Annotated in this window: 19 protein-coding genes and 1 pseudogene; 4 read left to right on the forward strand and 16 right to left on the reverse strand. The window is 66.8% G+C overall.

Going from position 1 to position 20,936, the window contains the following annotated elements:
* Positions 1-22: 22 nt before the first annotated feature.
* Both GTP90_RS26060 and GTP90_RS26065 read right to left on the reverse strand, forming a co-directional pair.
* Positions 23-1,360 carry a TldD/PmbA family protein gene (locus GTP90_RS26060; protein WP_161086236.1) on the reverse strand — a complete coding sequence of 446 codons (1,338 nt, stop codon included), beginning with the start codon at positions 1,358-1,360 and terminating at the stop codon, positions 23-25.
* 17 nt (positions 1,361-1,377) lie between these two features.
* A complete protein-coding gene (locus tag GTP90_RS26065) occupies positions 1,378-3,015 on the reverse strand; it encodes a TldD/PmbA family protein (protein ID WP_161086237.1) in 1,638 nt (545 codons plus the stop codon).
* A 407-nt stretch (positions 3,016-3,422) separates the two neighbouring features.
* Here GTP90_RS26065 and GTP90_RS26070 point away from each other — a divergent pair, with 407 nt between their 5' ends.
* On the forward strand, positions 3,423-4,235 hold the full coding sequence (locus tag GTP90_RS26070; protein ID WP_161086238.1) for a class I SAM-dependent methyltransferase: 813 nt from the start codon (positions 3,423-3,425) through the stop codon (positions 4,233-4,235).
* Here the strand turns inward: GTP90_RS26070 and GTP90_RS26075 are convergent, their stop codons facing one another.
* From GTP90_RS26075 to GTP90_RS37465, 12 genes are all read right to left on the reverse strand, one after another.
* The gene (locus GTP90_RS26075) at positions 4,236-5,717 is read right to left on the reverse strand and encodes a methyl-accepting chemotaxis protein (RefSeq protein ID WP_161086239.1); all 1,482 of its coding nucleotides are present in this window, start codon (positions 5,715-5,717) and stop codon (positions 4,236-4,238) included.
* 117 nt (positions 5,718-5,834) lie between these two features.
* Entirely contained in the window at positions 5,835-6,332 is a 498-nt protein-coding gene (locus GTP90_RS26080) for a chemotaxis protein CheW (RefSeq protein ID WP_161086240.1), read from the reverse strand.
* 11 nt (positions 6,333-6,343) lie between these two features.
* On the reverse strand, positions 6,344-8,032 hold the full coding sequence (locus GTP90_RS26085) for a methyl-accepting chemotaxis protein (RefSeq protein WP_161086241.1): 1,689 nt from the start codon (positions 8,030-8,032) through the stop codon (positions 6,344-6,346).
* Between the two features lie 39 nt (positions 8,033-8,071).
* Positions 8,072-9,340 carry an EAL domain-containing response regulator gene (locus tag GTP90_RS26090; protein WP_371875131.1) on the reverse strand — a complete coding sequence of 423 codons (1,269 nt, stop codon included), beginning with the start codon at positions 9,338-9,340 and terminating at the stop codon, positions 8,072-8,074.
* A gap of 10 nt (positions 9,341-9,350) precedes the next feature.
* Positions 9,351-10,424: a protein-glutamate methylesterase/protein-glutamine glutaminase gene (locus tag GTP90_RS26095; protein WP_161086242.1), complete on the reverse strand. Its 1,074-nt coding sequence runs from the start codon at positions 10,422-10,424 to the stop codon at positions 9,351-9,353.
* Positions 10,421-10,936, reverse strand: coding sequence for a chemotaxis protein CheD (locus GTP90_RS26100; RefSeq protein ID WP_254452049.1), 516 nt, complete (start codon positions 10,934-10,936; stop codon positions 10,421-10,423). The genes GTP90_RS26095 and GTP90_RS26100 overlap by 4 nt, the downstream gene beginning before the upstream one ends.
* Before the next feature lie 14 nt (positions 10,937-10,950).
* The gene (locus tag GTP90_RS26105) at positions 10,951-11,757 is read right to left on the reverse strand and encodes a CheR family methyltransferase (RefSeq protein ID WP_161086244.1); all 807 of its coding nucleotides are present in this window, start codon (positions 11,755-11,757) and stop codon (positions 10,951-10,953) included.
* Positions 11,758-11,766: 9 nt separating this feature from the next.
* Positions 11,767-12,330 carry a chemotaxis protein CheW gene (locus GTP90_RS26110; RefSeq protein ID WP_161086245.1) on the reverse strand — a complete coding sequence of 188 codons (564 nt, stop codon included), beginning with the start codon at positions 12,328-12,330 and terminating at the stop codon, positions 11,767-11,769.
* Between the two features lie 34 nt (positions 12,331-12,364).
* The gene (locus GTP90_RS26115; protein WP_161086246.1) at positions 12,365-14,548 is read right to left on the reverse strand and encodes a chemotaxis protein CheA; all 2,184 of its coding nucleotides are present in this window, start codon (positions 14,546-14,548) and stop codon (positions 12,365-12,367) included.
* A 48-nt stretch (positions 14,549-14,596) separates the two neighbouring features.
* Complete coding sequence (locus tag GTP90_RS26120; RefSeq protein ID WP_161086247.1) at positions 14,597-14,905, reverse strand: STAS domain-containing protein; 309 nt, start codon at positions 14,903-14,905, stop codon at positions 14,597-14,599.
* A 16-nt stretch (positions 14,906-14,921) separates the two neighbouring features.
* Positions 14,922-15,290: a response regulator gene (locus GTP90_RS26125; RefSeq protein WP_117012716.1), complete on the reverse strand. Its 369-nt coding sequence runs from the start codon at positions 15,288-15,290 to the stop codon at positions 14,922-14,924.
* A gap of 21 nt (positions 15,291-15,311) precedes the next feature.
* Complete coding sequence (locus GTP90_RS37465; protein ID WP_371875132.1) at positions 15,312-16,472, reverse strand: methyl-accepting chemotaxis protein; 1,161 nt, start codon at positions 16,470-16,472, stop codon at positions 15,312-15,314.
* A 360-nt stretch (positions 16,473-16,832) separates the two neighbouring features.
* On the opposite strand from GTP90_RS37465, the gene aqpZ reads away from it, so the two are divergent.
* A complete protein-coding gene (aqpZ, locus tag GTP90_RS26135; protein WP_161086249.1) occupies positions 16,833-17,525 on the forward strand; it encodes an aquaporin Z in 693 nt (230 codons plus the stop codon).
* 33 nt (positions 17,526-17,558) lie between these two features.
* Here aqpZ and GTP90_RS26140 read toward each other — a convergent pair whose 3' ends face one another.
* Positions 17,559-19,163: a methyl-accepting chemotaxis protein gene (locus tag GTP90_RS26140; protein ID WP_161086250.1), complete on the reverse strand. Its 1,605-nt coding sequence runs from the start codon at positions 19,161-19,163 to the stop codon at positions 17,559-17,561.
* A gap of 277 nt (positions 19,164-19,440) precedes the next feature.
* On the opposite strand from GTP90_RS26140, the gene GTP90_RS26145 reads away from it, so the two are divergent.
* Positions 19,441-20,007: a Crp/Fnr family transcriptional regulator gene (locus GTP90_RS26145; protein WP_161086251.1), complete on the forward strand. Its 567-nt coding sequence runs from the start codon at positions 19,441-19,443 to the stop codon at positions 20,005-20,007.
* Positions 20,008-20,102: 95 nt separating this feature from the next.
* On the opposite strand, the gene panD is transcribed toward GTP90_RS26145, so the two are convergent.
* Complete coding sequence (gene panD / locus GTP90_RS26150) at positions 20,103-20,459, reverse strand: aspartate 1-decarboxylase (RefSeq protein ID WP_117012711.1); 357 nt, start codon at positions 20,457-20,459, stop codon at positions 20,103-20,105.
* A 200-nt stretch (positions 20,460-20,659) separates the two neighbouring features.
* Here panD and GTP90_RS26155 point away from each other — a divergent pair.
* A pseudogene (locus GTP90_RS26155) lies at positions 20,660-20,936 on the forward strand (GGDEF domain-containing protein); the annotation flags it as partial.

A 20,936-nucleotide genomic window follows, 5' to 3' on the forward strand; every position in this document is an offset into this window, starting at 1 on the left:
ATCCCTTCCGGCCCCTGATGCCTTACACCGCGTCCGACAACGAGGTGAAGTTGAAGTCGCGCACCCGCATCGCGGGGATCAGCAACTGGTACTGCGACTCGTCACCCGCCAGGATTTCCGGCCGGCCCAGTTCCTCGATGTTGTTCAACATCGTCACCGGGCTTTCGTTGAAGCGGAAGTTCTTGATCGGATGCTTGATCTTGCCGTTCTCGATGTAGAAGGTGCCGTCGCGCGTCAAGCCGGTCAGCAGCACCGACTGCGGATCGACCATGCGGATGTACCAGGTGCGCGTCACCAGCACACCCTTCTTGGTGTTGGCGATCAGCTCCTGGGTCGACTTGTTGGTGCCGGCCATGATGATATTTCCCGGCGAGCCCACGGCGCGCTTGCCCTGCTTCTGCGCCCAGAAACGCGAATAATCCAGATTGGCGATCTTGCCGCCCTTGATGATGTCCATGCGTTCGCGGGCCAGCATGTTCTGTCCGTCCCACGGCAGCACCGCCACGTCCTTGTCCCACGGGTCGGCCCAGACGTTGACCTGTTCGTCGAACAGCTTCTCGCCCATGCGGTTGCCGCCGCCCTTCTTCGACAGGAAGCTGCGGCCCTCGTCGGCCTGGCGCGCGTCGAAGCCGTTGAACATATAGCCCAGCAGGTCCGAGGTCGCCGCCGGTTCCAGGATCACCGTGTAGCGGCCCGGTTCCAGCGCCTTGGCGTCCACCGATTTCAAGGCCTTCTCGATCGCCACGTTGGACGCTTCGCGCGCGTCGAACTTGCTGACGTCACCCACGCTGCGCTTGACCCAGCCCGAACCCCGGCCGTCCTCGGTGCGCACGGTGACGGTGAAGTCCAGCCCAGTATCCTGCTGGTAGCCGAACACGCCGTTGGAGTTGGCGATGGTGGTGAACTGCGCGCTGTCGGTGAAGAAGCCCGCCGCCACCAGCTTGTTCTTCTTGCTGTTCTCGATGCTGTAAGCCGCCACCTGCGCGCGGAATTCGGGATCGATGTCGGCGGTCTTCTGGAAGAAGGTCTGGCTGGCCTTGTATTCCTGCTTGGTCGGCGTCGGCATGAACTCCGGATTCTCCGGCGCCAGGCGTGCCAGGTCCTCCGCGCGGCGCACGGCTTTTTCCAGCGACTTGTCGTCAAACTCGTTGATGCTGGCGATGCCCTGCTTCTTGCCGAAGGCGACCGACACGGTCATCTGCGTATCCTCGATCAAGCCGGCGGTGGACACGGCGTTGCGCGCGTAGCGGATATTGCCCTTGCGGCTGCCGGTGATGTTCACTTCGCACTGGTCGCCCTTGGAAAGCGACAGCACCTTGTCGCAGATACGTTTTGCTTCGTCTTGACTCAAATTCTTCATCTCGTGGTCTCCAGGGCTTAGCCGATTTTGCGTGCGGTGTTGATGACGTTGATGCCGTTGAAGCGCGCCGTGCTGGCGCCATGCGACACCACCGACACCTGCGAAGGCTGCCCTTTGCCGTCGAAGAAGGAGCCGCCCATGCGCCAATCGCGCTCGTCGCACAAGCCGGCGCAGGCGTTCCAGAACTCCTGGGTGTTCGACTGGTAGGCCACGTCCTCCAGCATCTCGCCGATCTTGCCGTTCTTGATTTCGTAGAACAGCTGGCCGCCGAACTGGAAGTTGTAGCGCTGCTGGTCGATCGAGAAGGAGCCGTCGCCGACGATGTAGATGCCCTTCTTGACGTCCTTGACCATCTCGTCCGGGGTCATCTTCTTCTTACCGGCTTGCAGCGAGACGTTGGGCATGCGCTGGAACTGCACGCTGCTCCAGTTGTCCGCGTACGAGCAGCCGTGCGATTCCTTCTCGCCGATGATGTGGGCCTGGTCGCGCGTGGCCTGGTAGTTGACCAGGATGCCGTCCTTGATGATGTCCCAGCGCTTGCACTTGACGCCTTCGTCGTCGTAGCCGACGTTGGCCAGCGAACCGGGCGTGGTCTTGTCGGCCACGATGTTGACCAGTTCCGAGCCGTACTTGAATTTCTTCGACTGCCATTTGTCCAGCGTGGCGAAGCTGGTGCCGGCGTAGTTGGCCTCGTAGCCCAGCACGCGATCGAGCTCGGTCGGGTGGCCGACCGATTCGTGGATGGTCAGCCACAGGTGTTCCGGCGACAGCACCAGGTCGTACTTGCCCGGCTCGACCGACTTGGCGGTCAGCTTCTGCTTGGCCTGCTTGCCGGCCGCGCGCGCGTCCTCGATCAGGTCGTAGGACTTGGTGTACAGCGTGGTCACGCCGCCGGCCGCCTTGATCTTGTGCTCGGGGCGGGCGTCCAGGTATTCGTAGCCCATGCCGACCGGCGCCGACAGGCCCTGGCGCGAGCGGAACTTGTTGGTCTTCTGGTCGACCGCAGTGGCGAACACCGGCATCCACAGGCGGTGCATGTCCTGGTCGATGTAGGAGCCGTCTGTGGAGGCGAAGTACTTCTGCTGGTTCACCTGGAACAGCAGCGACTGCATGAAGCTGGCGCCGCCCTCCATGCCGGCCTTGTTGGCGGCGATCAGCAGCTCGGCCTTGTCCTTGATGGCGACGGTGCGCCAGTCCTTGACGATGGGCGTGGCCCACGCCACTTCGCCCACGCCCTTGACCGGGGCCAGGATCACCGGCTCGGTCTGCAGCTTGGCGTTGGCCTTGGCGATGGCGACCGCCTGGCGCGCGGCGGCCGCCACGCCGTCCGGCGTCATGTCGTTGGTGGCGGCAAAGCCATAGGCGCCGCCGGCGATAACGCGCACGCCGACGCCGGCCGATTCGGTGTTGACCACGTTTTCGACGTTCAGGTCGCGCGTGGTGATGAACTGGTTCAGGTAGCGTCCCACGCGCACGTCGCAGTAGGAGGCGCCGGCCTGGGTCGCCGCGGTCATCGCGGTGTCGGCCAGCATTTTCTTGAATTGAAGGGCGACTGGCTTGAGCAGCTCTTCCGCCGCGATTGCGCGGCCGAAGGCGGGCAGCAACATCGTACCCAGGGCCAGACTACTAACATTGAGGAATGCACGTCGTTCCATCGTATCTCCAAAAACGTAACAGCAAGGATTAGATTGCGGGCCGGTCGCCCGGGATTCTGCTTTTTATTTGCTCTTCCAGCTGGAACTACTTCGTTACCGCTCGTTGCTTCGCACTACACCTGAATATCCGCCGCCGTTTCCGCGGGTTTTGCAATATTAGCGCCGGATTAAGGAACGAGATAGGCAAAATGTGTGCCACGGGTATTCATGTTGCAAGTTGGTGCATTTGCCATGTTTGCCGTGGCCCGGATGTCCGCCGGACTGTCCGCGCGAGTGTCCGGGAGTGTCCGCAAGTGTCCGCCGGGTGTCCGTCCCAATTCGCTTGACCATCTGGCAAGGTTGGCCGATGATCGCGCTGGGCGAGCGGCTGCGCATCGCCACAACCATGATCCATCAGGAGACCCTGCATGAAACGAACCGTACTTGCCATCCTCGCCACCAGCATGCTGATCGCGGGCGGCGCCTTCGCCGCCGAGGACGCGGCGCTGAAGGCCGCCATCGCGGCGCCGTCGCGCACGCCGGCCAATGTGGAGCGCGATGTCTATCGCCATCCGTATGAGACGTTGAGCTTTTTCGGCATCAAGCCGAACATGACCGTGGTCGAACTGGCGCCGGGCGGCGGCTGGTACACCGAGATCCTGGCGCCCTACCTGCGCGACCACGGCAAGCTGATCGCCGCCGGCAACGACCTGGCCTCGCCCGACGCCAACGAGCGCAAGGGAGCCGAGCGCTTCATGGCGCGCCTGAACGCCAAGCCGGAGGTGTACAACAAGGTGGCGCTGGGCGTGTTCTCGCCGCCGCGCAAGTATGAGTTCGCGCCGGCCGGCAGCGTCGACATGGTGCTCACCTTCCGCAATGTCCACAACTGGATGGAAACCGGGCCGGACAACCTGAAGGTGCTGTTCGGCAGCGTCTACACCAGCCTGAAAAAGGGCGGCGTGTTCGGCGTGGTCGAGCACCGCCTGCCGGCCGCCAAGACGCAGGACAAGGACGCCAGCACCGGCTATATGCACGAGAAATATGTGATCGGCCTGGCCGAGGCGGCGGGCTTCAAGCTGGCCGACCAGTCGGAGGTCAACGCCAATCCCAAGGACAACGCCGAGCACAAAGGCGGCGTGTGGGCGCTGCCGCCGACCTACGCCAACAAGGACGAGGACCGCGCCAAGTACAAGGCCATCGGCGAGAGCGACCGCATGACGCTGAAGTTCGTCAAGCCGTAATCAGAAGCGCGTAAACTTGGTCTCGTCCGGCGCGCCGTCGGCCACCAGGTCGAGCTTGCGCGCCGGACGCTGCGCCCTGGCGCCCGCGTTCAGCACGGCGGCACGGCGCGGCGCCGCACTGCGCTGCGGCGTGGCGACCGTGTACTGCTTGAACACCGCCATCAACAGGCCCAGCTGCTCGGCCTGGGCGCTCATCTCCTCCGACGTGGCCGCCAGTTCCTCCGAGCTGGCCGCGTTGACCTGGGTGGTCTGGCTCAGCTGAACCACCGCGCTGTTGATCTGCCGTACACCGGAGCTCTGCTCCTCCGACGCCGCCGCGATCTCCTGCACCAGCTCGGACGTCTTGCGGATGTTCGGCGCCAGCGCGTCGAACATCTGGCCGGCCTGCTCGGCCAGCTCCACGCTGTCGGCCGCCACCTTGCCGATTTCCTGCGCGGCCACCTGGCTGCGCTCGGCCAGCTTGCGCACCTCGGCCGCCACCACCGCGAAGCCCTTGCCGTGCTCGTGCGCACGGGCCGCCTCGATCGCCGCGTTCAGCGCCAGCAGATTGGTCTGGTACGCGATGTCGTCAATGATGCTGATCTTGCTGGCGATCTGCTTCATCGCCATCGCCGTGGCCTTGACCACCTCGCCGCCGCGCGCGGCGTCCACCGCGGCCTGGGTGGCGATGCCGTCGGTGACCTTGGCGTTCTCGGTGTTCTGCGCGATCGACGCCGTCATCTGCTCGATCGAGGCGCTGGTTTCCTCCACGCCGGCGGCCTGCTCGCTGGCCGCCTGCGACAGCGATTGCGCGGTCGAGCTCACCTCCTCGGAGGCGCCGGCCAGGCTGCCGACCACCGCCTGCACCTCGCGCACGATGCCCGACAGGCTGCGCGCCAGCCACACCGCCAGCACGCAGCCCAGCACCGAGATCAGGATGTCCATGCCCAGGATCAGCCGCTTGGCCGAGTCGGTCACTTCGGTCATGGCGGCCGATTCGGCCTTGGTCTCGCCGTCGTTGACCTTGAGCAGCTTGCGGAAGGCGCTGGCGATGGCTTCGTCCGCGCCCTTGATGGACTTGTCCATCTCCTGCGCCGACATGCCCTTCTCATGCATGGCTTCCAGCTGGGTCATGCTGTCGCCGTAGCTGCGGGTGCCGGCCATCACTTCGCCCAGCAGCGCCTGCTCCTCGGGCGTGAGGCCGCCGGCCGCCTTGTAGTCGCCCATGCTCTTGTCGATGGCGGCCAGGTCGGCGCGGAACTTGCTGTTGTTGTCGCCGCCGCGCAGCATGTAATTCTTGAAGTGATGGACCGCCTCGCCGTGGGCGGTGACGCCTTCCAGCACGGCGTTCTTGCGCGCCAGCGTGATGGACTCGAAATCGTTCCAGTGCGCGTGCAGCGAACTCAGCTTGGCGAACGCGATCACGCCCAGCAGCACCACCAGCAGCACGATGCCGCCAAAGCCGGCATGCAGCCGGGTTTCCATTTTCATCTGCTTGAACATGAGCGTACTCTCCAGTTTGCGGCGGGGGTCACGTGTCATTGTGAACCAATCGACCGCAGTAAATGTCACCAATTCCCACCTGTGGCGCGCATCCCACGAAGTCGCGGGATGCGCCGGCTAGGAAGCCTGCGCCAGCGCGCCGCCCTCGGCCAGCGCGGCCAGTTCGCTGGCCGCCACCACGTGCTGCACGTTGAGCAGCAGCACGAAGCGGCCGTCCACCTTGCCTATGCCCTGCAGCAGCTCGGCGCGCACCTGGGCGCCGAAGCTGGGCGCGGGCTCGATCTCGGCCGGCGGTATGTCGAGCACGGCGTTGACGGCGTCGACCAGGATGCCGATCACGAAGGCGCCGTCATCGCCGCTGTCGACCTCGACCACGATGATGCAGGTGCGCTTGCCGATCGGCGACGGCGCGCGCTCCAGCCGGCGCGCCAGGTCCAGCACCGGCACCGCCGTGCCGCGCAGGTTGATGACGCCGCTGATACAGGCCGGCATCTGCGGCACCGGCGTCACGCCGGCGTATTCAAGAATCTCGCGCACCGCCAGGATGCCGATGGCGAACATCTCCTGGCCCAGCATGAAGCTGAGGTATTGTGCTGGCATGGTCATGGTGTTCATCGCCGCCTCGCTCAGAATTTGACGAAATGCGATTCGTCGGGATCGCTCATTTCCGCCATGCGGTGGCTGTCGCGCGGCCGCGCCGGCGCCTTGCCCTGCGGCCCCGGCTTGCCCGGCTTGCGCGCCACGGCCGGACGCCCCGGCCGCGAAGCGCCGGCCAGCTTGAAGAAGGACATGGTCTGCTGCAGCTGCTCGGCCTGGCCGCTCATCTCCTCGGCGGTGGCGGCCAGCTCCTCGGAACTGGAGGCGTTCTGCTGGGTCGTCTGGCTCAGCTGGGTGACGGCGGCGTTGATCTGGCCGACGCCGGCCGACTGTTCCTCCGACGCCGCCGTGATCTCCTGCACCAGGTTGGAGGTGCGGCGGATGTTGGGCACCATCTCGCTGAGCAGGCGGCCGGCCTTCTCGGCCAGCTGCACGCTGCTCGACGCCACCTGCTCGATTTCCTGCGCCGCCACCTGGCTGCGCTCGGCCAGCTTGCGCACCTCGGCCGCCACCACCGCGAAACCCTTGCCATGCTCGCCGGCGCGGGCCGCCTCGATCGCCGCGTTCAGCGCCAGCAGGTTGGTCTGGTAGGCGATGTCGTCGATGATGCCGATCTTCTTGGCGATCTGCCGCATCGCCGCCACCGTCGACTCGACCGCCTCGCCGCCCTCGGCCGCCTCCAGCGCCGCCTTGCTGGCGATGCCGTCGGTGACCTTGGCGTTCTCGGTGTTCTGCGAGATCGACGCCGTCATCTGCTCGACCGAGGCGCTGGTCTCCTCGGTGCCGGCGGCCTGCTCGCTGGCGGCCTGCGACAGCGCCTGCGCGGTGGCGCTGACCTCCTCGGAGGCGCTGGCCAGCGACTCGGCGCCGTTGTTCACCTCCTGCACCACGTGCGACAGCTTGTCGATCATGCCCTTCATCGCCGCCAGCAGGCTGGTGCTGTCGCCGTTGCGGAGCGCGATGTCGGCGCTGAGATCGCCGTCCGCCACCTGGCGCACGATCTCGGCCGCATAGGCCGGATCGCCGCCCAGCTGGCGCATGATGCCGTTCAGGATCAGCAGGCCGATCGCCACCAGCAGCGCCAGCGCCACGCCGCCGGTGACGTACATCAGGTTGAGCGCGCGCGCGGACGAGGCGTCGGCCTGGCGCACGGCGGCGTCGCCGTAGCCGACGTTCAGCGCCACCAGCTTGTTCAAGCTCTCCTCGGCCTCGTGGAAGAACGGCCCGGCTTCCGAGATGGCCTTGTGCAGCGCGACGTACAGCTCCTTGTGCGGACCGGCGCCGGCCCGCGCGATCCTGGCGGCCGCCTCGCCGATCGCGGTGTCGTGCGCCTTCCAGGCATCCCACTGCTTGACGAACACCTTCCACAGCGCCTCCTCCTCCGGCTCCTGGGGCAGCGGCTCGTAGATCTTCCAGCCCTTGTCGATGCCGGCCCAGATCTCCTGCTTGCGCTTGATCTGCTGCGCGATCTGGTCGAAGTCTTCGGGGTAGGCCGCCACCGTATCCATGGCGCGGTTGGCCGAGCGTATCGCGGTCTGGCCTTCGCTCACTTGCAGCAGCCCCTGCACCGACGGCAGCCGGTTCTTGCCGACCTCCATCAGCATGGCCGCGTCCTGCCGCATGCCGGTGAAGGCGATCGCGACCACCACCACCAGCGCCAGCACCGCCACCGACAGCAGGATGATGAGCTTGGCTCTAACCGTTAATGTAGACAGCATATGGACCCCCAGGTGATAAAACTGTTTGGTATCGTCGGACTACGGTTGCTCCGCCAGTTCGCGCAGGCGGCGCCGCTCGTGGCGGATCCACGCCACCAGCTCGCCGGCCGGCATCGGCTTGGCCAGCAGGTAGCCCTGCGCCATGTCGCAGCCCAGGCTGCGCAGCAGCCTCCAGTCGGCCAGCGTCTCCACGCCCTCGGCCACGGTGGCCACGCCCAGGCTCTGGCCCAGGTCCAGCGCGCTCTTGAGCACCATGTGGCGGTTCGGCCACTGCCAGGCGCCGTGCACGAAGGCGCGGTCGATCTTGAGCTCGGTGAACGGGCAGCGGGCGAACTGCTGCATCGACGAGTAGCCGATGCCGAAATCGTCCATCGCCAGGCCGAAGCCCATCAGCCGCAGCCGTCCCATGTTGGTCAGCGCCTGCGACAGCTGGCGCATCACGCTGGTCTCGGTCACTTCCCACACCAGCGCCGGCGGCGGCACGCCCGAGCCGCTCACCAGCGCCATCAGGCGGTCGATGAAGCTGCGCTCGGCCAGGTTGTCGGCCGACAGGTTGACCGACACCGTCAGCGGCGGCAGGCCGTGCCGCTTCCACTCCAGCAGCCGGTCCAGCACCTGGCGCACCATCAGCAGCGTGAACTCCTCCATCAGCGGCGTGCCCTCCAGCGCCTCGATGAAGTACAGCGGCGCCAGCAGCCCGCGCGTGGGGTGCTGCCAGCGCGCCAGCGCCTCCAGGCCTTTCAGGTGGCCGTTCTGGATGGTCACCTTGGGCTGGAAGTGGGGGAGGAATTCCTGGCGCGCGATGGCCTGCGCCAGCTCTTCCGGCGGCGGCATCTCCGGCCGCGCGCAGGCCGGGCTGACGATGGTCTTCTTGCCGGCGCGGTCGAGCAGCATGGCCAGCGCGTCCAGCTGCACCGGCTTGAGCAGCGTGCCCAGCAGGTCCATGCAGGCATCCTCGAAGTTCATGCTCTCGATCACCTCCAGCAGGCGCGGATCGCGCGCGCTGACCACGATCAGGTTGCGCGCCAGCTGGCGCTCGCGCAGCTGGCAGGTCAGCTCGATGCCGTCCATGCCCGGCATCTCCAGGTCGGTGAGCACCAGGAACACGCCATCGCCGCCCAGGCGCTCCAGCACCGCCAGCGCCTCGACGCCGTCGGCCGCCTCCAGCACCTCGCCGAAGTCCAGCTGGCGCAGCAGGCCGACCAGGTAGCCGCGCTGCACCAGGCTGTCCTCCACCACCAGCACGCGCTGGCCGCTCCATACGTGCAGCGGGGCGGCGGGGCTGGCGGACAGGATGGAGGTGCTCACGATGGCGCCGTCAGTAGGAAAGCTGTTGCAGGATTTCGCGGTAGATCGCGTTCAGCGGCAGCGACTTCTCCACCCCGCCGCGCTTGACCGCCTCCTTGGGCATGCCGTACACCACGCAGCTGGCCTCGTCCTGGGCCACGGTGCGGGCGCCGGCCTTGTGCATCTCCAGCATGCCGGCGGCGCCGTCGTCGCCCATGCCGGTCATGATCACGCCCAGCGCGTTGGCGCCGGCCGCGCGCGCGGCCGAGCGGAACAGCACGTCCACCGAGGGCCGGTGGCGGTTCACCAGCGGGCCGTCCACCACCTCGACATAGTACTGGGCGCCGGTGCGGCGCAGCAGCATGTGCTTGCCGCCGGGCGCGATCAGCACCAGCCCCTGCAGCACGCGGTCGTTGTTGGCCGCCTCCTTGACCCGCACCTGGCACACGCTGTCGAGCCGCGCGGCGAAGGCGGCGGTGAATTTCTCCGGCATGTGCTGCACCACCACGATGCCGGGCGAGACGCGCGGCAGCGCCGTCAGCACCTCCTCCAGCGCCTGGGTGCCGCCGGTCGAGGTGCCGACCGCCACCACGCGCTCGGTGGTGGTGGTCATCGGCCGGTATTCGGACGGCGGCAGGATGGCGTCCGCGTTGAGCTTGGCCGTGACCGGCGGCGGCGCCGGCCGGTTGACCAGCTTGCCGACGCGGGCGCCGGCCGCCGCCCGCACCGCCGACACCAGCTCGTCGGCGGAATCGTGCAGGAACTGCTTGAGGTCCAGCCGCGGCTTGGTGATGATGGCCACCGCGCCGGCCGACAGCGCCTCGACCGAGGTCTGGGCGCCCTTCTCGGTCAGCGTCGAGCAGATCACCACCGGCGTCGGCCGCTCGCCCATGATCTTGCGCAGGAAGGTGATGCCGTCCATCTTGGGCATCTCGACGTCAAGCACGATCACGTCCGGCCACTCGGTCTTCATGCGCTCGATCGCCAGCAGCGGATTGGCCACCGCGTGGCCGACCTTGATGCCGGGCGCCGCGTTCAGCAGGCTGCTGAGCACCTGGCGCACCACGGCCGAGTCGTCGACGATCATCACGTTGATTGGGCTCATAGCTTCTCCTTGTGCGGCGACGCCGGACCGCCGGCCAGTTCCGGCGGCACCTGCCGGCTCAGCACCTCGCCGCTGCGGATGGTGAAGATCAGCTGCCGGTGGCCCTCGCCGAACAGGCTCTCGGACACCACCCGGATGCCCTGCTGCTGCAACAGGCTGCGCGCGTAGTCGCCATTCTGCAGGCCGATGTCGCGCACCTTGATATTGCGGGGGAACATGGCGGCGCCGCCGAAGATCTTGCCCTGGCACTGGGCCAGCGGCACGCCACGGCGCAGCATGCCGCTGATCAGCAGGTCCATGGCGTCGGCGCCGTACATGCCGGGCTTGTCGTGGCTCTTGCGGCGGCCGCTGCCCGGCAGCAGGAAGTGCGACATGGCGCCGATGCGCAGGGCCGGATGCCACAGCGTGACCGAGACGCACGACCCCAGCAGCGTGCGCACGCGGAACTGCTCATCGCCAACGAAGTAATCGCCGGGCATCAGAAAGATATCGATGAGCTTGGAGTCGGGCATGGTCGGCGTCGCTATCATGGCTTGCGATAGATCGAGGGGGCCACGGCGACCAGGGTGTCGTTGATGTCGTTCAGCGTCTCCGAGTGGCCGATCAGGAAGTAGCCGCCCGGGCGCAGCAGCGCCAGCAGGCGCGACACCACCTGGCGCTTGGTCGCCAGGTTGAAGTAGATCATCACGTTGCGCAGGAAGATGACGTCGAAGTTGCCCAGCTTGGGCAGGGGCTCGTTCAGGTTCAGGTGGCGGAACTGCACCCGCTGGCGCAGCGACCGCTCGACCAGCAGCGTGCCGGCCTCGCTGCCCTGGCCCTTGAGGCAGTAGCGCTTCAGGTAGGGCAGCGGCATCTGGCTGGCCCGTTCCAGCGGATAGTGGCCGCGGCGGGCGCGCTCCAGCACGCGGGTGCTGATGTCGGTGCCCAGCACTTCCCACGGCGCCTCGTCCAGCACGTCGGCCAGCACCATGGCCACGCTGTAGGCCTCCTCGCCGCTGGAGCTGGCCGCGCTCCACACGCGCATGGTGGCGTGCCGGTCGCGCGCCTCCAGCGCCAGCTCGCGCAGCAGCGCGAAGTGCTTGGGCTCGCGGAAGAAATAGGTCTCGTTGGTGGTCAACAGGTCGACCGCCACCTGCAGCTCGGCCGGCTGGGCGCGGCTCTCGAGCAGGCGCAGGTAGTCGCCGTAGCTGTCGAGCTGGTAGTGCGCCAGGCGCTTGGCCAGCCGGCCGCTGACCAGCGCCTGCTTGCCGTTGGCCATGCAGATGCCGGCCGCCTCGTAGATGAAGCGCTGGAACTGCAGGAACTCGCGGTCGGTGATCATCACGGCTGCCATGGCGCCGCCTCAGGCGTGGTAGCCGGCCACGGTGCCGCGCGCCATCTCGACGATCTCCTCACTCGACAGCACGCGGCCGATGTCGAGCAGGATCACGAACTTGCCGTTGCACTTGCCGATGCCGGCGATGAAGTCGGGCCGGATGCGGGTGCCGAACGACGGCGCCGGCTCGATGTCGCCGGCCGCGATCTCCACCACCGCGTTGACCGCGTCCACCAGCATGCCCAGCACCTGCTTGCCGTCGCCGCCGTCCACCTCGACGATGACGATGCAGCTGCGCTTGCCGATCGCGCTGGGGCCGCGCTCGAAGCGCGCCGACAGGTCCATCACCGGCACCACCGCGCCGCGCAGGTTGATCACGCCGCGCACGCAGGGCGGCATCATCGGCACCGTGGCCAGCGCGCCGTATTCGATGATCTCCTTGATGTGCAGGATGCCGACCGCGTACGGGTCGTCGCCCAGCATGAAGGTCAGGAACTGGCTGGGCAGGGCGGCGCCGCTCTGCAGCGCCACGATGGCGCTGCTGCCGTAGGTGACCGCGTTGGCGGCCAGGTTGTTCGCTGCGGTGTGCATGGTGTCCTCTTCGCGGGGTTGATCGGTTCGGCGGTCAGGCGGCCAGCGCCGCCGTGGCGCCCTTGCCGCTGACGGTGTGCATCAGCGCGGCCACGTCCAGGATCAGCGCCACCTCGCCGCTGCCCAGGATGGTGGAGCCGCTGATGCATTTGACTTCGCTGAACAGCGGGCTGAGCGGCTTGATGACGGTCTGGAACTCGCCCAGCAGCGTGTCGACCACCAGTCCGGCGCGCTGGTTGCCCAGCTTGAGCACGACGATGCTCTCGCGCCGCGTGGCCGCGCCGTCAATGCGGAACAGCCCGCGCAGCCGCACGAACGGCAGCACCTGGCCGCGCAGGTTGCAGTAGTCCTGGCCCGGCTCGGTGGCGTACTCGATGCACTCCTCGATCATGTCGAGCGGGATCACGAACACCGAGGCGCCCACCTGCACCAGGAAGCCGTCAATGATGGCCAGGGTCAGCGGCAGGCGCACGGTGACGGTGGTGCCGGCGCCCTCCTTGCTGGAGACGTCGACGCTGCCGCGCAGGGCCGTGATGTTGCGCTTGACCACGTCCATGCCGACCCCGCGCCCGGACAGGTTGGTGATCTTCTCGGCGGTGGAGAAGCCGGCCTCGAAGATCAGGTTGTAGATCTCGCTGTCGCTGAGCTTGCGCTCGGGGTCGACCAGCCCGCGCTCGACCGCCTTGGCCAGGATCTTCTCCTTGCGCAGGCCGCCGCCGTCGTCGCTGACCTCGATGACGATGCTGCCCGATTCATGGAAGGCGTTGAGCTTGATCATGCCCTTGGCCGGCTTGCCGTTGGCCACCCGCACCTCGGCCGGCTCGATGCCGTGGTCCATGGCGTTGCGCACCAGGTGCATCAGCGGATCGCCGATCTTCTCCACCACGGTCTTGTCCAGTTCGGCGTCCTCGCCGTCGACGATCAGGCCGATGTCCTTGCCCAGCTCGCGCGCGACGTCGTGCACCACGCGCTGGAAGCGGTTGAAGGTGGCGCCGATCTTGACCATGCGCAGCTCGAGCGCGGCGTCGCGCACCTCCTCCACCAGGCCCGACAGCGTGGACGTGCATTCCTGCAGCTCGGTGTTCTGGATGTGCTGGCCGATCATGTTGGCGCGCGCGCCGGCGATGATCAGCTCGCCCACCAGGTCAATCAGCCGGTCCAGCTTGTCGGAGTCGACGCGGATCGAGCGGCTCTCCTGCGCCTTCTGCTCGCTGACCTGCTTTTGCTTGGCCAGCGCGGCCTCGACCACCACCGGCGGCACGTTGCCGGCGTCGACCAGGATGCTGCCCAGCTGCTGCGGCGGGGCGTCGTCCTGCGGGTTGGCCGGATGGGACTGCTGGTGCAGCGCGCCCTCGAGCTCGTGCGCGGTGACGCTGCCGCAGCGCACCAGGATCTCGCCCAGCCGCGCGGCCTGCTCCGGCAGCGCGCGGATCAGGTCGACGTAGTGCGACACCTTGCTGTGCGGCGGGATGATGCGGATCTCGCAGTCGTCCTGCACAAACTCGAACACGCCGGCGATGGCCTCGCGGTCGGCCGTGCTGTCGAAGGCGATCTCGAAGCCCAGGTAGCACAGCTCGGCGTCCATGTCGTCGGCGGCCGGCAGCGCGTCGGGCACGGTGGCGATGCCGACGATCCGGCCCAGCTTGGCCAGGTAGCGCAGGAAGGCGATCGGGTCCATGCCGTTCTGCAGCACGCCGCGGCCGAAGCGCAGCGAGATGTGCCAGTAGTCGCTGTCGCCCCTGTCCTTGTCGATGCGCTCGACGCCCGGCTCGGCGTGCACCGCCAGCGGCGCCTGCGCCGGCGCGGCGTGCGCCTCGGCCGAGCCGCCCGCCATGTGGCGGCGCAGCTGCTGCAGCAGCATCTCGCCTTCCGGCGCGGTGTCGGGGTCGGCCTCCAGCCGGCCGGCGGCCAGCGCGTCGGTCATGCCGGACAGGTAGTCGCAGCACGACAGCAGCAGCACGATCATCTCGTCGTTGAGCGTGACGCGGCCGTCGCGCACCTCGTCAAGCAGGCTCTCGACCACGTGGGTGAAGGCGACGATGTGGTCCAGGCTGAACAGCCCGGCCGAGCCCTTGATGGTGTGCGCCGCGCGGAAGATGGCGTTGATCGCCTCGCCCTGCTCGCCCGCGATGTCGACGTTGAGCAGCGCGTTCTCCATGTCCTCCAGCAGCTCGCGGCTTTCGGTGATGAAGGTCTGTAGTGCTTCGTCCAGGTTCATGGTCATGCCCTCGGAACAAAATGAAACAGATGAATGCGAATAAGGCGGTCAGGCGTGCATCAGCAGGGGGTCGCCAAAGAAGGCGCCCAGGTCCAGCATGTCGAAGATCTCCAGCACCGCCGGGCTGTGCTTGACCAGGCGCAGTTCGCGCTGGTCGGCGTGGGCGGTCTGCTTGGCCAGCATCAGCACCTGCAGGCCGGCCGTGTCGAGCTCGGTGACGCCGGACAGGTCGAGCTCCAGCACCTGGGTCTTGCGCAGCGCGTCCAGCACGGTCGCCTTGAGGTCGGCGGCGCGGTAGATGGTCATCTCGCCGTCAAGGGCGACGCGGGCCACGGCGGCCCCGTTTGCATCGGACATGGCGTCCTCCGTCAGGTTATGGCATCACAAGTTTGGCCACCGCGCCCAGCAGCACCTCGGGCTTGAACGGCTTGACCACCCAGGCCTTGGCGCCGGCCGCCTTGCCCTCTTCCTTCTTGCTCTCCTGCGACTCGGTGGTGAGCATGATGACCGGCGTAAATTTGTACAGCGGCAGCTGCTTGAACTGGCGCACGAAGGTGATGCCGTCCATGTTGGGCATGTTGACGTCGCACACGACCAGGTGGATCTTCTGGCCGGTGCACTTGGACAGCGCGTCGACGCCGTCGCGCCCTTCGATGACGTCGTAGCCCGCGCCCTTGAGCGCGATGCCGACCACTTGCCGCAGCGAGGCCGAATCGTCGACCACCATGATGGTTTTAGCCATGTTCTGTTCCCCGTTTAAACATCAGAAAAAGGTGATCTCGTCGGCCGCCGCCGCCACCGGCGCGGCGTGGCTGGAGCCGCCGTGCACCGCGTGCTCCTCGGCCATGGCGTAGGTCTTCTGCAGGTCGCCCAGCAGCGGCCCGGCGTCGAGCGGCTCGAGCACCTGGCCGGCCTCGTAGCGTTCGCGGTTGTCGCGCAGCAGCGCCGGCAGCTGTTCCATGTTCTCGCGCACGTGCGCCATCACCTGGCTGACGCGGTCCTGGAACTGCAGCTGCACCAGCGCCTCGCCGACCTCGCCCTGGATGCCGATGCTATCCTGCTTGAGTTTGTCGGACGACTGCACCAGCGCGTCGGTCATCGCGCGGAAGTCCTGCAGCACGGCGGCGATCATGCCCTCGGCCGACTGCATGGACTTGTCCTCCTGCTCGCTCGACAGCTCGGCCGCCTGGCTGGCGGCCAGGATGGCGCTGCTGATCAGGCCGACGCGGTTGGAGATGTTGCGGCCGGTCTCGGCCGAGCGGCTCGACAGGTTGCGCACCTCGGTGGCCACCACCGCGAAGCCGCGCCCGGCCGGGCCGGCGCGCGCGGCCTCGATCGCGGCGTTCAGCGCCAGCAGGTTGGTCTGGGCGGCGATGCTGGCCACGCCCTCGGCCATGTCGCGCAGTTCGCGCGTGAAGCGTTCCAGGTCCTTGATCTGCGCCAGCATGGCCTGCTTGGACGACATGGCCGACTTCATCGACGTCACCACCGAGCCGAGCTGGGTTTCGCTGCGCGAGAAGAGCTCGGTCATGGCGCTGCCGCCGCCCTTGCCGCTGTCGTGGCTGGACACGTGGACCGCGTCGTCGAGCTTGTCGACGATGTTGGAGAAGCGCCCGGCCAGGTCGGCCACCGCCTCCTCCATCTGGCTGCGGGAATTTTCGATATGGCGGCACCAGATCGGCAGCACGGCGTCGCCGAAGCGTTCGCGCGCGGCCAGGTAGTTCTCGATCATGGCATGCTCGCCGCCGCCGGCCAGGCCGGCGCCGCGCACGCTCCAGGCCGCGGCGGCAAAGAGCAGCGCCGCCCACAGGATGGTGTACCAGCCCCACGCGCTCCAGCCGGCCACGATGGTCCCCAGGGCGCCGCCGCCGGCCAGGCCGAAGGGCAGCAGCAATTTGCTGTCGAATCCGCTATTGTTCTTCACTGGATGCCACCCCACTGTAGTGTGCCGGCGCCGCGTTCGCAGGGCGCCGTGAATCCAACTGTATCCCAGAAATAAAGCCCGCGCCACAATGTAGGCGGCGGTTCAATTGTATCGGGTGTTTTACGCGACAGGATTTTAAATAGCTTCCGAAGGGAAATTATTTAACGTTCCGATGCGGCCCGGTGGGCACGCCGCCCGCGCACCTGTTGCACCCGCGCAACCGCCTGCCGGGCGCCCAATTACTATCATTGTGGAAGCCGCGCGGCTACTCCGGACTCGACATTTACGCGCTTCCCGGTTAGATTGCCAACGTTGCATTGAAATGATGCAAAATCGACCACTCAAGATATGGGGAACCACATGAAACAATATGGCGCGGAATTTTTCGGAACGTTTTGGCTGGTGCTCGGCGGCTGCGGCAGCGCGGTGCTGGCGGCGGCCTTTCCCGGCGTCGGCATCGGCCTGCTGGGCGTGTCGCTGGCCTTCGGCCTGACGGTGCTGACCATGGCCTACGCCATCGGCCACATCTCGGGCTGCCACCTGAACCCGGCGGTGTCGATCGGCCTGTGGGCCGGCGGCCGCTTTCCGGCCAATAAGCTGGTGCCGTACATCGTCGCGCAGGTGCTGGGCGCGATCGTCGCCGGCGGCGTGCTGTACACCATCGCCAGCGGCAAGGCCGGCTTCGACGTCATGGGCGGCTTCGCCTCCAACGGCTACGGCGCCCACTCGCCGGGCGGCTACTCGCTGCTGGCCGCGCTGGTGACCGAAGTGGTGATGACCATGATGTTCCTGCTGATCATCCTGGGCGCCACCGACGAGCGCGCACCAAAGGGCTTCGCGCCGCTGCCGATCGGCCTGGGCCTGACCCTGATCCACCTGATCAGCATCCCGGTCACCAACACCTCGGTCAACCCGGCGCGCAGCACCGGCGTGGCGCTGTACGTGGGCGACTGGGCCACCAGCCAGCTGTGGCTGTTCTGGGTCGCGCCGATCGCCGGCGCACTGCTGGGCGCGGCGATCTACCGCTTCATCGGCGCGCCGGAAAAGGCGTAAACCGTTTAGATCGTTTAGATCGTTTAGCCTGTTTCAGGCCAGCACGGGACGCGCGCGCCCCGGCACCGGAGGGCGCCGCAGCGCGGCGTCGTCCAGCTTGAAGATGCTGACCGCGGCCGCCAGCTGGGCCGCCTGCTCCTGCATCGCGTCGGCCGCCGCGGCGGCCTGCTCCACCAGCGCGGCGTTCTGCTGCGTCACCTGATCCATCTGCGTGATCGAGCTGTTGATCTGCTCGATGCCGTTGGTCTGCTCGCTGCTGGCGGTGCTGATCTCGGCCATGATGGCGGTCACCCGGCCGATGCTGCCGACCACCTCCTCCATCGTGCTGCCGGCCTGGCCCACCAGGCGCGTGCCGGCCGCCACCTTGCCGACCGAATCGTCGATCAGCGCCTTGATCTCCTTGGCCGCGCCGGCCGAGCGCTGCGCCAGGTTGCGCACCTCGGACGCCACCACCGCGAAGCCGCGGCCCTGCTCGCCGGCGCGGGCCGCTTCAACGGCGGCGTTGAGCGCCAGGATGTTGGTCTGGAAGGCGATGCCGTCGATCACGCCGATGATGTCGACGATCTTCTTGGACGAGGCGTCGATCGAGGCCATGGTCTGCACCACGTCCGACACCACGGCGCCGCCGCGCTGCGCCACGTCCGAGGCCGACGCCGCCAGCTGGTTGGCCTGGCGCGCGTTCTCGGCGTTCTGCTTGACGGTGGCGGTCAACTCCTCCATCGACGAGGCGGTCTCCTCGAGCGAGCTGGCCTGCTGCTCGGTGCGCGAGGACAGGTCCAGGTTGCCGGCGGCGATCTGCGACGAGGCGGTGGAGATGGCGTCGGTGCCGCTGCGCACGTCGCCGACGATGCCCACCAGCGCGGCCGACATGCGGTGCAGCGCCTGCAGCAGCTTGCCCGGCTCGTCCTGATGGTAGCTGGCGGCGCTGCGGCCGCGCTCGACCAGGTCGCCGCCGGCCACGCACTCGGCCAGCGCCACCGCCTCGTTGATGGGGCGGGTGATGCCGGCCGTCAGCCACCACGCGAACGCCACGCTGAAGGCCACCACCAGCACCGCCATCGCCACCAGCAGGTTGCGGCTGTCCTTGGCCACCTGGTCGATGCGGGCGGCGGCCGCGTCGATCTCCTTGCGCTGGTGGTCCAGCATTTTCTGCAGCATCGCCTCGTAGGTCTTGGCGGCCGGGATGTACGCGTCATCGAGCAGCCGGCTGGCCTGGTCGGCGTCGCCGGCGGCCTTGAACTTCATGACGCCGTCGCGCGCCGCCACGTAGGCCTTGCGGGTGTTGACCAGGTCGGCCATGAGCGCCTTGTCGTCGTCGGTGGCCAGCTCCTCGATCTTCTTGATCAGTCCCTGGGCGTAGGCGGTCGAGGTCTTGGCTTCCTCGGCAAAGAAGGTGGCCAGCACCGGGTCGGCGCTCTTGGCCACGGCGGTGGTGCGGCGGATGCCGGCGAACACCACGCGGTACCAGTCGGCGATCAGGCGCTCCTTGGCCAGCGGCAGCTCCATCATGATGCGGGTCGATTCGGCCACGCCGTGCAGACGGTAGATGCCCAGTCCGGTGTTCAGTATCAGGATCGCCAGGATGACGGCAAATCCCAGCGATAAACGCCGTCCGATGCCGAGGTCGCTTATTTTCATTCCATTCTCCATTCGCTTGAGGTGGGGGCCGGTCTTGAATTGCCGGCTGGCATTTTGTTAGTCTATGGTAACGCTAATTTGACAACTCGTTCAACTGGTTGAAGTTTCAAATATATTTTCGATTTACATTCCGATTCACAACAAAACTTGCGTTACGGACTGAGAAAACGTTTACACTTCCGGCTGATTATCGACGGCCATTCGCATGCCGGGACGCACACCACCACCAAAAATGAACCAGGCATTCTTAGATCACAGAGCAAAGTACCGGGAGACAGTGGCCCGGCGTTTCAAAGTCACGCCGGACACATATGACGAGGTGACGCGCCTGTTGGCGCCGCTGGCGGTGGCGGTGAGCCTGCGCAAGGGCGAGTATCTGCAGCGCATCGGGGTGGTGGCCGCCAGCGTGCACTGGCTGCACAGCGGGGTGGCGCGGACCGGCTTCATCACCGAGACCGGCAACGAGGTGACCCTGCATTTCCTGACCGACGGCGAGACCGCGGCCGCGCACGACGACCTGCTGCGGGCGCGCGACGACGAGCCGGCGCTCAATTTCGTGGTGGCGGAGACGGCGGTGCACGGATACCGGCTGGACTGGCTGGAGATCAGCAAGCTGGCGCACCACAACGGGCTGTTGCGTGATTACTACTTGAAGGTGTCGGAGCGCGGCATCATCGACCAGAGCCGGCGGCGCTACCAGAGCGCCTCGCCGGCGCAGGGCCGGCTGAGCGCGTTCCGCCGCGAATATCCGGGGCTGGAGCAGCGCATCTCGCAGAAGGTGGTGGCATCGTTCCTGGGCATCACGCCGCAGTACATGTCGCAACTGCTGCGTAACCAAACGTAATTTGGGGTCAAGTCTGACATTCGGACACGAGCTCTTCTGTAGCAGGCGCTACTGAAGAGCTCGTGTCCGAATGTCAGACTTGACCCCAAGTGGGTTTATTTCATGCCTTTGATCTTGTTCTTGTCGTCGACGAACACGACTTTCGGCTTGTAGTCGCGGGCCTGCTCTTCACTCATCGGCGCGTAGGTGCAGATGATCAGCAGGTCGCCCAGCTGGGCGCGGCGCGCGGCGGCGCCGTTCAGCGAAATCTCGCCCGTGCCGCGCAGGCCCGGGATCGCATACGTGGCGAAACGCTCGCCATTGTTCACGTTGTACAGCTCGATCTTCTCGTTGACCCAGATATCGGCCGCGTCCAACAGGTCCTGGTCGATCCCGCACGATCCCTCGTAGTTCAAATCCGCCTGCGTGACCGTCACCCGGTGCAGCTTGGAGCGCAGCATAACTCGTTGCATAGACATCTTGTTCTTCCCTCAATTATTAAACATTCAAGCTTTGCATCCACACAAACCACCGTGCCGTGACGCGAGGCCGCCATCCTACCATTAGCCGCACACAGCCGTCTCATTTCACGCCGGGCCCGCCCCCAACAACCACAGCGGCCGCGCTTTGTGGCATATTGCCAACTAGCAAATTGGAATGCAGGTTGGCAGCAATGAGATTAACCCGATTATTCGCCCTCACCGGCGCAGTGCTGGCCTTGCTGGTGTGCGGCATGCTGGGGCGGCTGCTATGGGGCGAATGGCTGCACTACCGCGCCGCCGGCACCGGCAACCAGACGCTGCAACTGATGCAGCGCGCCATGGTGGCCGCCGAAAAACTCTCCTTCGAACGCGGCCCGGTCAACGCCGTGCTGGGCGACCGCGTGCCGGCCGACCCGGCCTACCGCGAGCGGCTGCGGCGCGCGCGCGCCGACACCGACCTGGCGCTGG

Origin of the sequence: Duganella vulcania, assembly GCF_009857655.1 — a bacterium.
GTDB lineage: Bacteria > Pseudomonadota > Gammaproteobacteria > Burkholderiales > Burkholderiaceae_D > Rugamonas > Rugamonas vulcania.

Bases quoted from the DNA above. Each gene is read 5' to 3' on its own strand.
- GTP90_RS26060 (WP_161086236.1), bottom strand. From the start codon at position 1,360: ATGAAGAATTTGAGTCAAGACGAAGCAAAACGTATCTGCGACAAGGTG.
- GTP90_RS26065 (WP_161086237.1), bottom strand. From the start codon at position 3,015: ATGGAACGACGTGCATTCCTCAATGTTAGTAGTCTGGCCCTGGGTACG.
- GTP90_RS26070 (WP_161086238.1), top strand. From the start codon at position 3,423: ATGAAACGAACCGTACTTGCCATCCTCGCCACCAGCATGCTGATCGCG.
- GTP90_RS26075 (WP_161086239.1), bottom strand. From the start codon at position 5,717: ATGTTCAAGCAGATGAAAATGGAAACCCGGCTGCATGCCGGCTTTGGC.
- GTP90_RS26080 (WP_161086240.1), bottom strand. From the start codon at position 6,332: ATGAACACCATGACCATGCCAGCACAATACCTCAGCTTCATGCTGGGC.
- GTP90_RS26085 (WP_161086241.1), bottom strand. From the start codon at position 8,032: ATGCTGTCTACATTAACGGTTAGAGCCAAGCTCATCATCCTGCTGTCG.
- GTP90_RS26095 (WP_161086242.1), bottom strand. From the start codon at position 10,424: ATGAGCCCAATCAACGTGATGATCGTCGACGACTCGGCCGTGGTGCGC.
- GTP90_RS26100 (WP_254452049.1), bottom strand. From the start codon at position 10,936: ATGCCCGACTCCAAGCTCATCGATATCTTTCTGATGCCCGGCGATTAC.
- GTP90_RS26105 (WP_161086244.1), bottom strand. From the start codon at position 11,757: ATGGCAGCCGTGATGATCACCGACCGCGAGTTCCTGCAGTTCCAGCGC.
- GTP90_RS26110 (WP_161086245.1), bottom strand. From the start codon at position 12,330: ATGCACACCGCAGCGAACAACCTGGCCGCCAACGCGGTCACCTACGGC.
- GTP90_RS26115 (WP_161086246.1), bottom strand. From the start codon at position 14,548: ATGAACCTGGACGAAGCACTACAGACCTTCATCACCGAAAGCCGCGAG.
- GTP90_RS26120 (WP_161086247.1), bottom strand. From the start codon at position 14,905: ATGTCCGATGCAAACGGGGCCGCCGTGGCCCGCGTCGCCCTTGACGGC.
- GTP90_RS26125 (WP_117012716.1), bottom strand. From the start codon at position 15,290: ATGGCTAAAACCATCATGGTGGTCGACGATTCGGCCTCGCTGCGGCAA.
- aqpZ (WP_161086249.1), top strand. From the start codon at position 16,833: ATGAAACAATATGGCGCGGAATTTTTCGGAACGTTTTGGCTGGTGCTC.
- GTP90_RS26140 (WP_161086250.1), bottom strand. From the start codon at position 19,163: ATGAAAATAAGCGACCTCGGCATCGGACGGCGTTTATCGCTGGGATTT.
- panD (WP_117012711.1), bottom strand. From the start codon at position 20,459: ATGCAACGAGTTATGCTGCGCTCCAAGCTGCACCGGGTGACGGTCACG.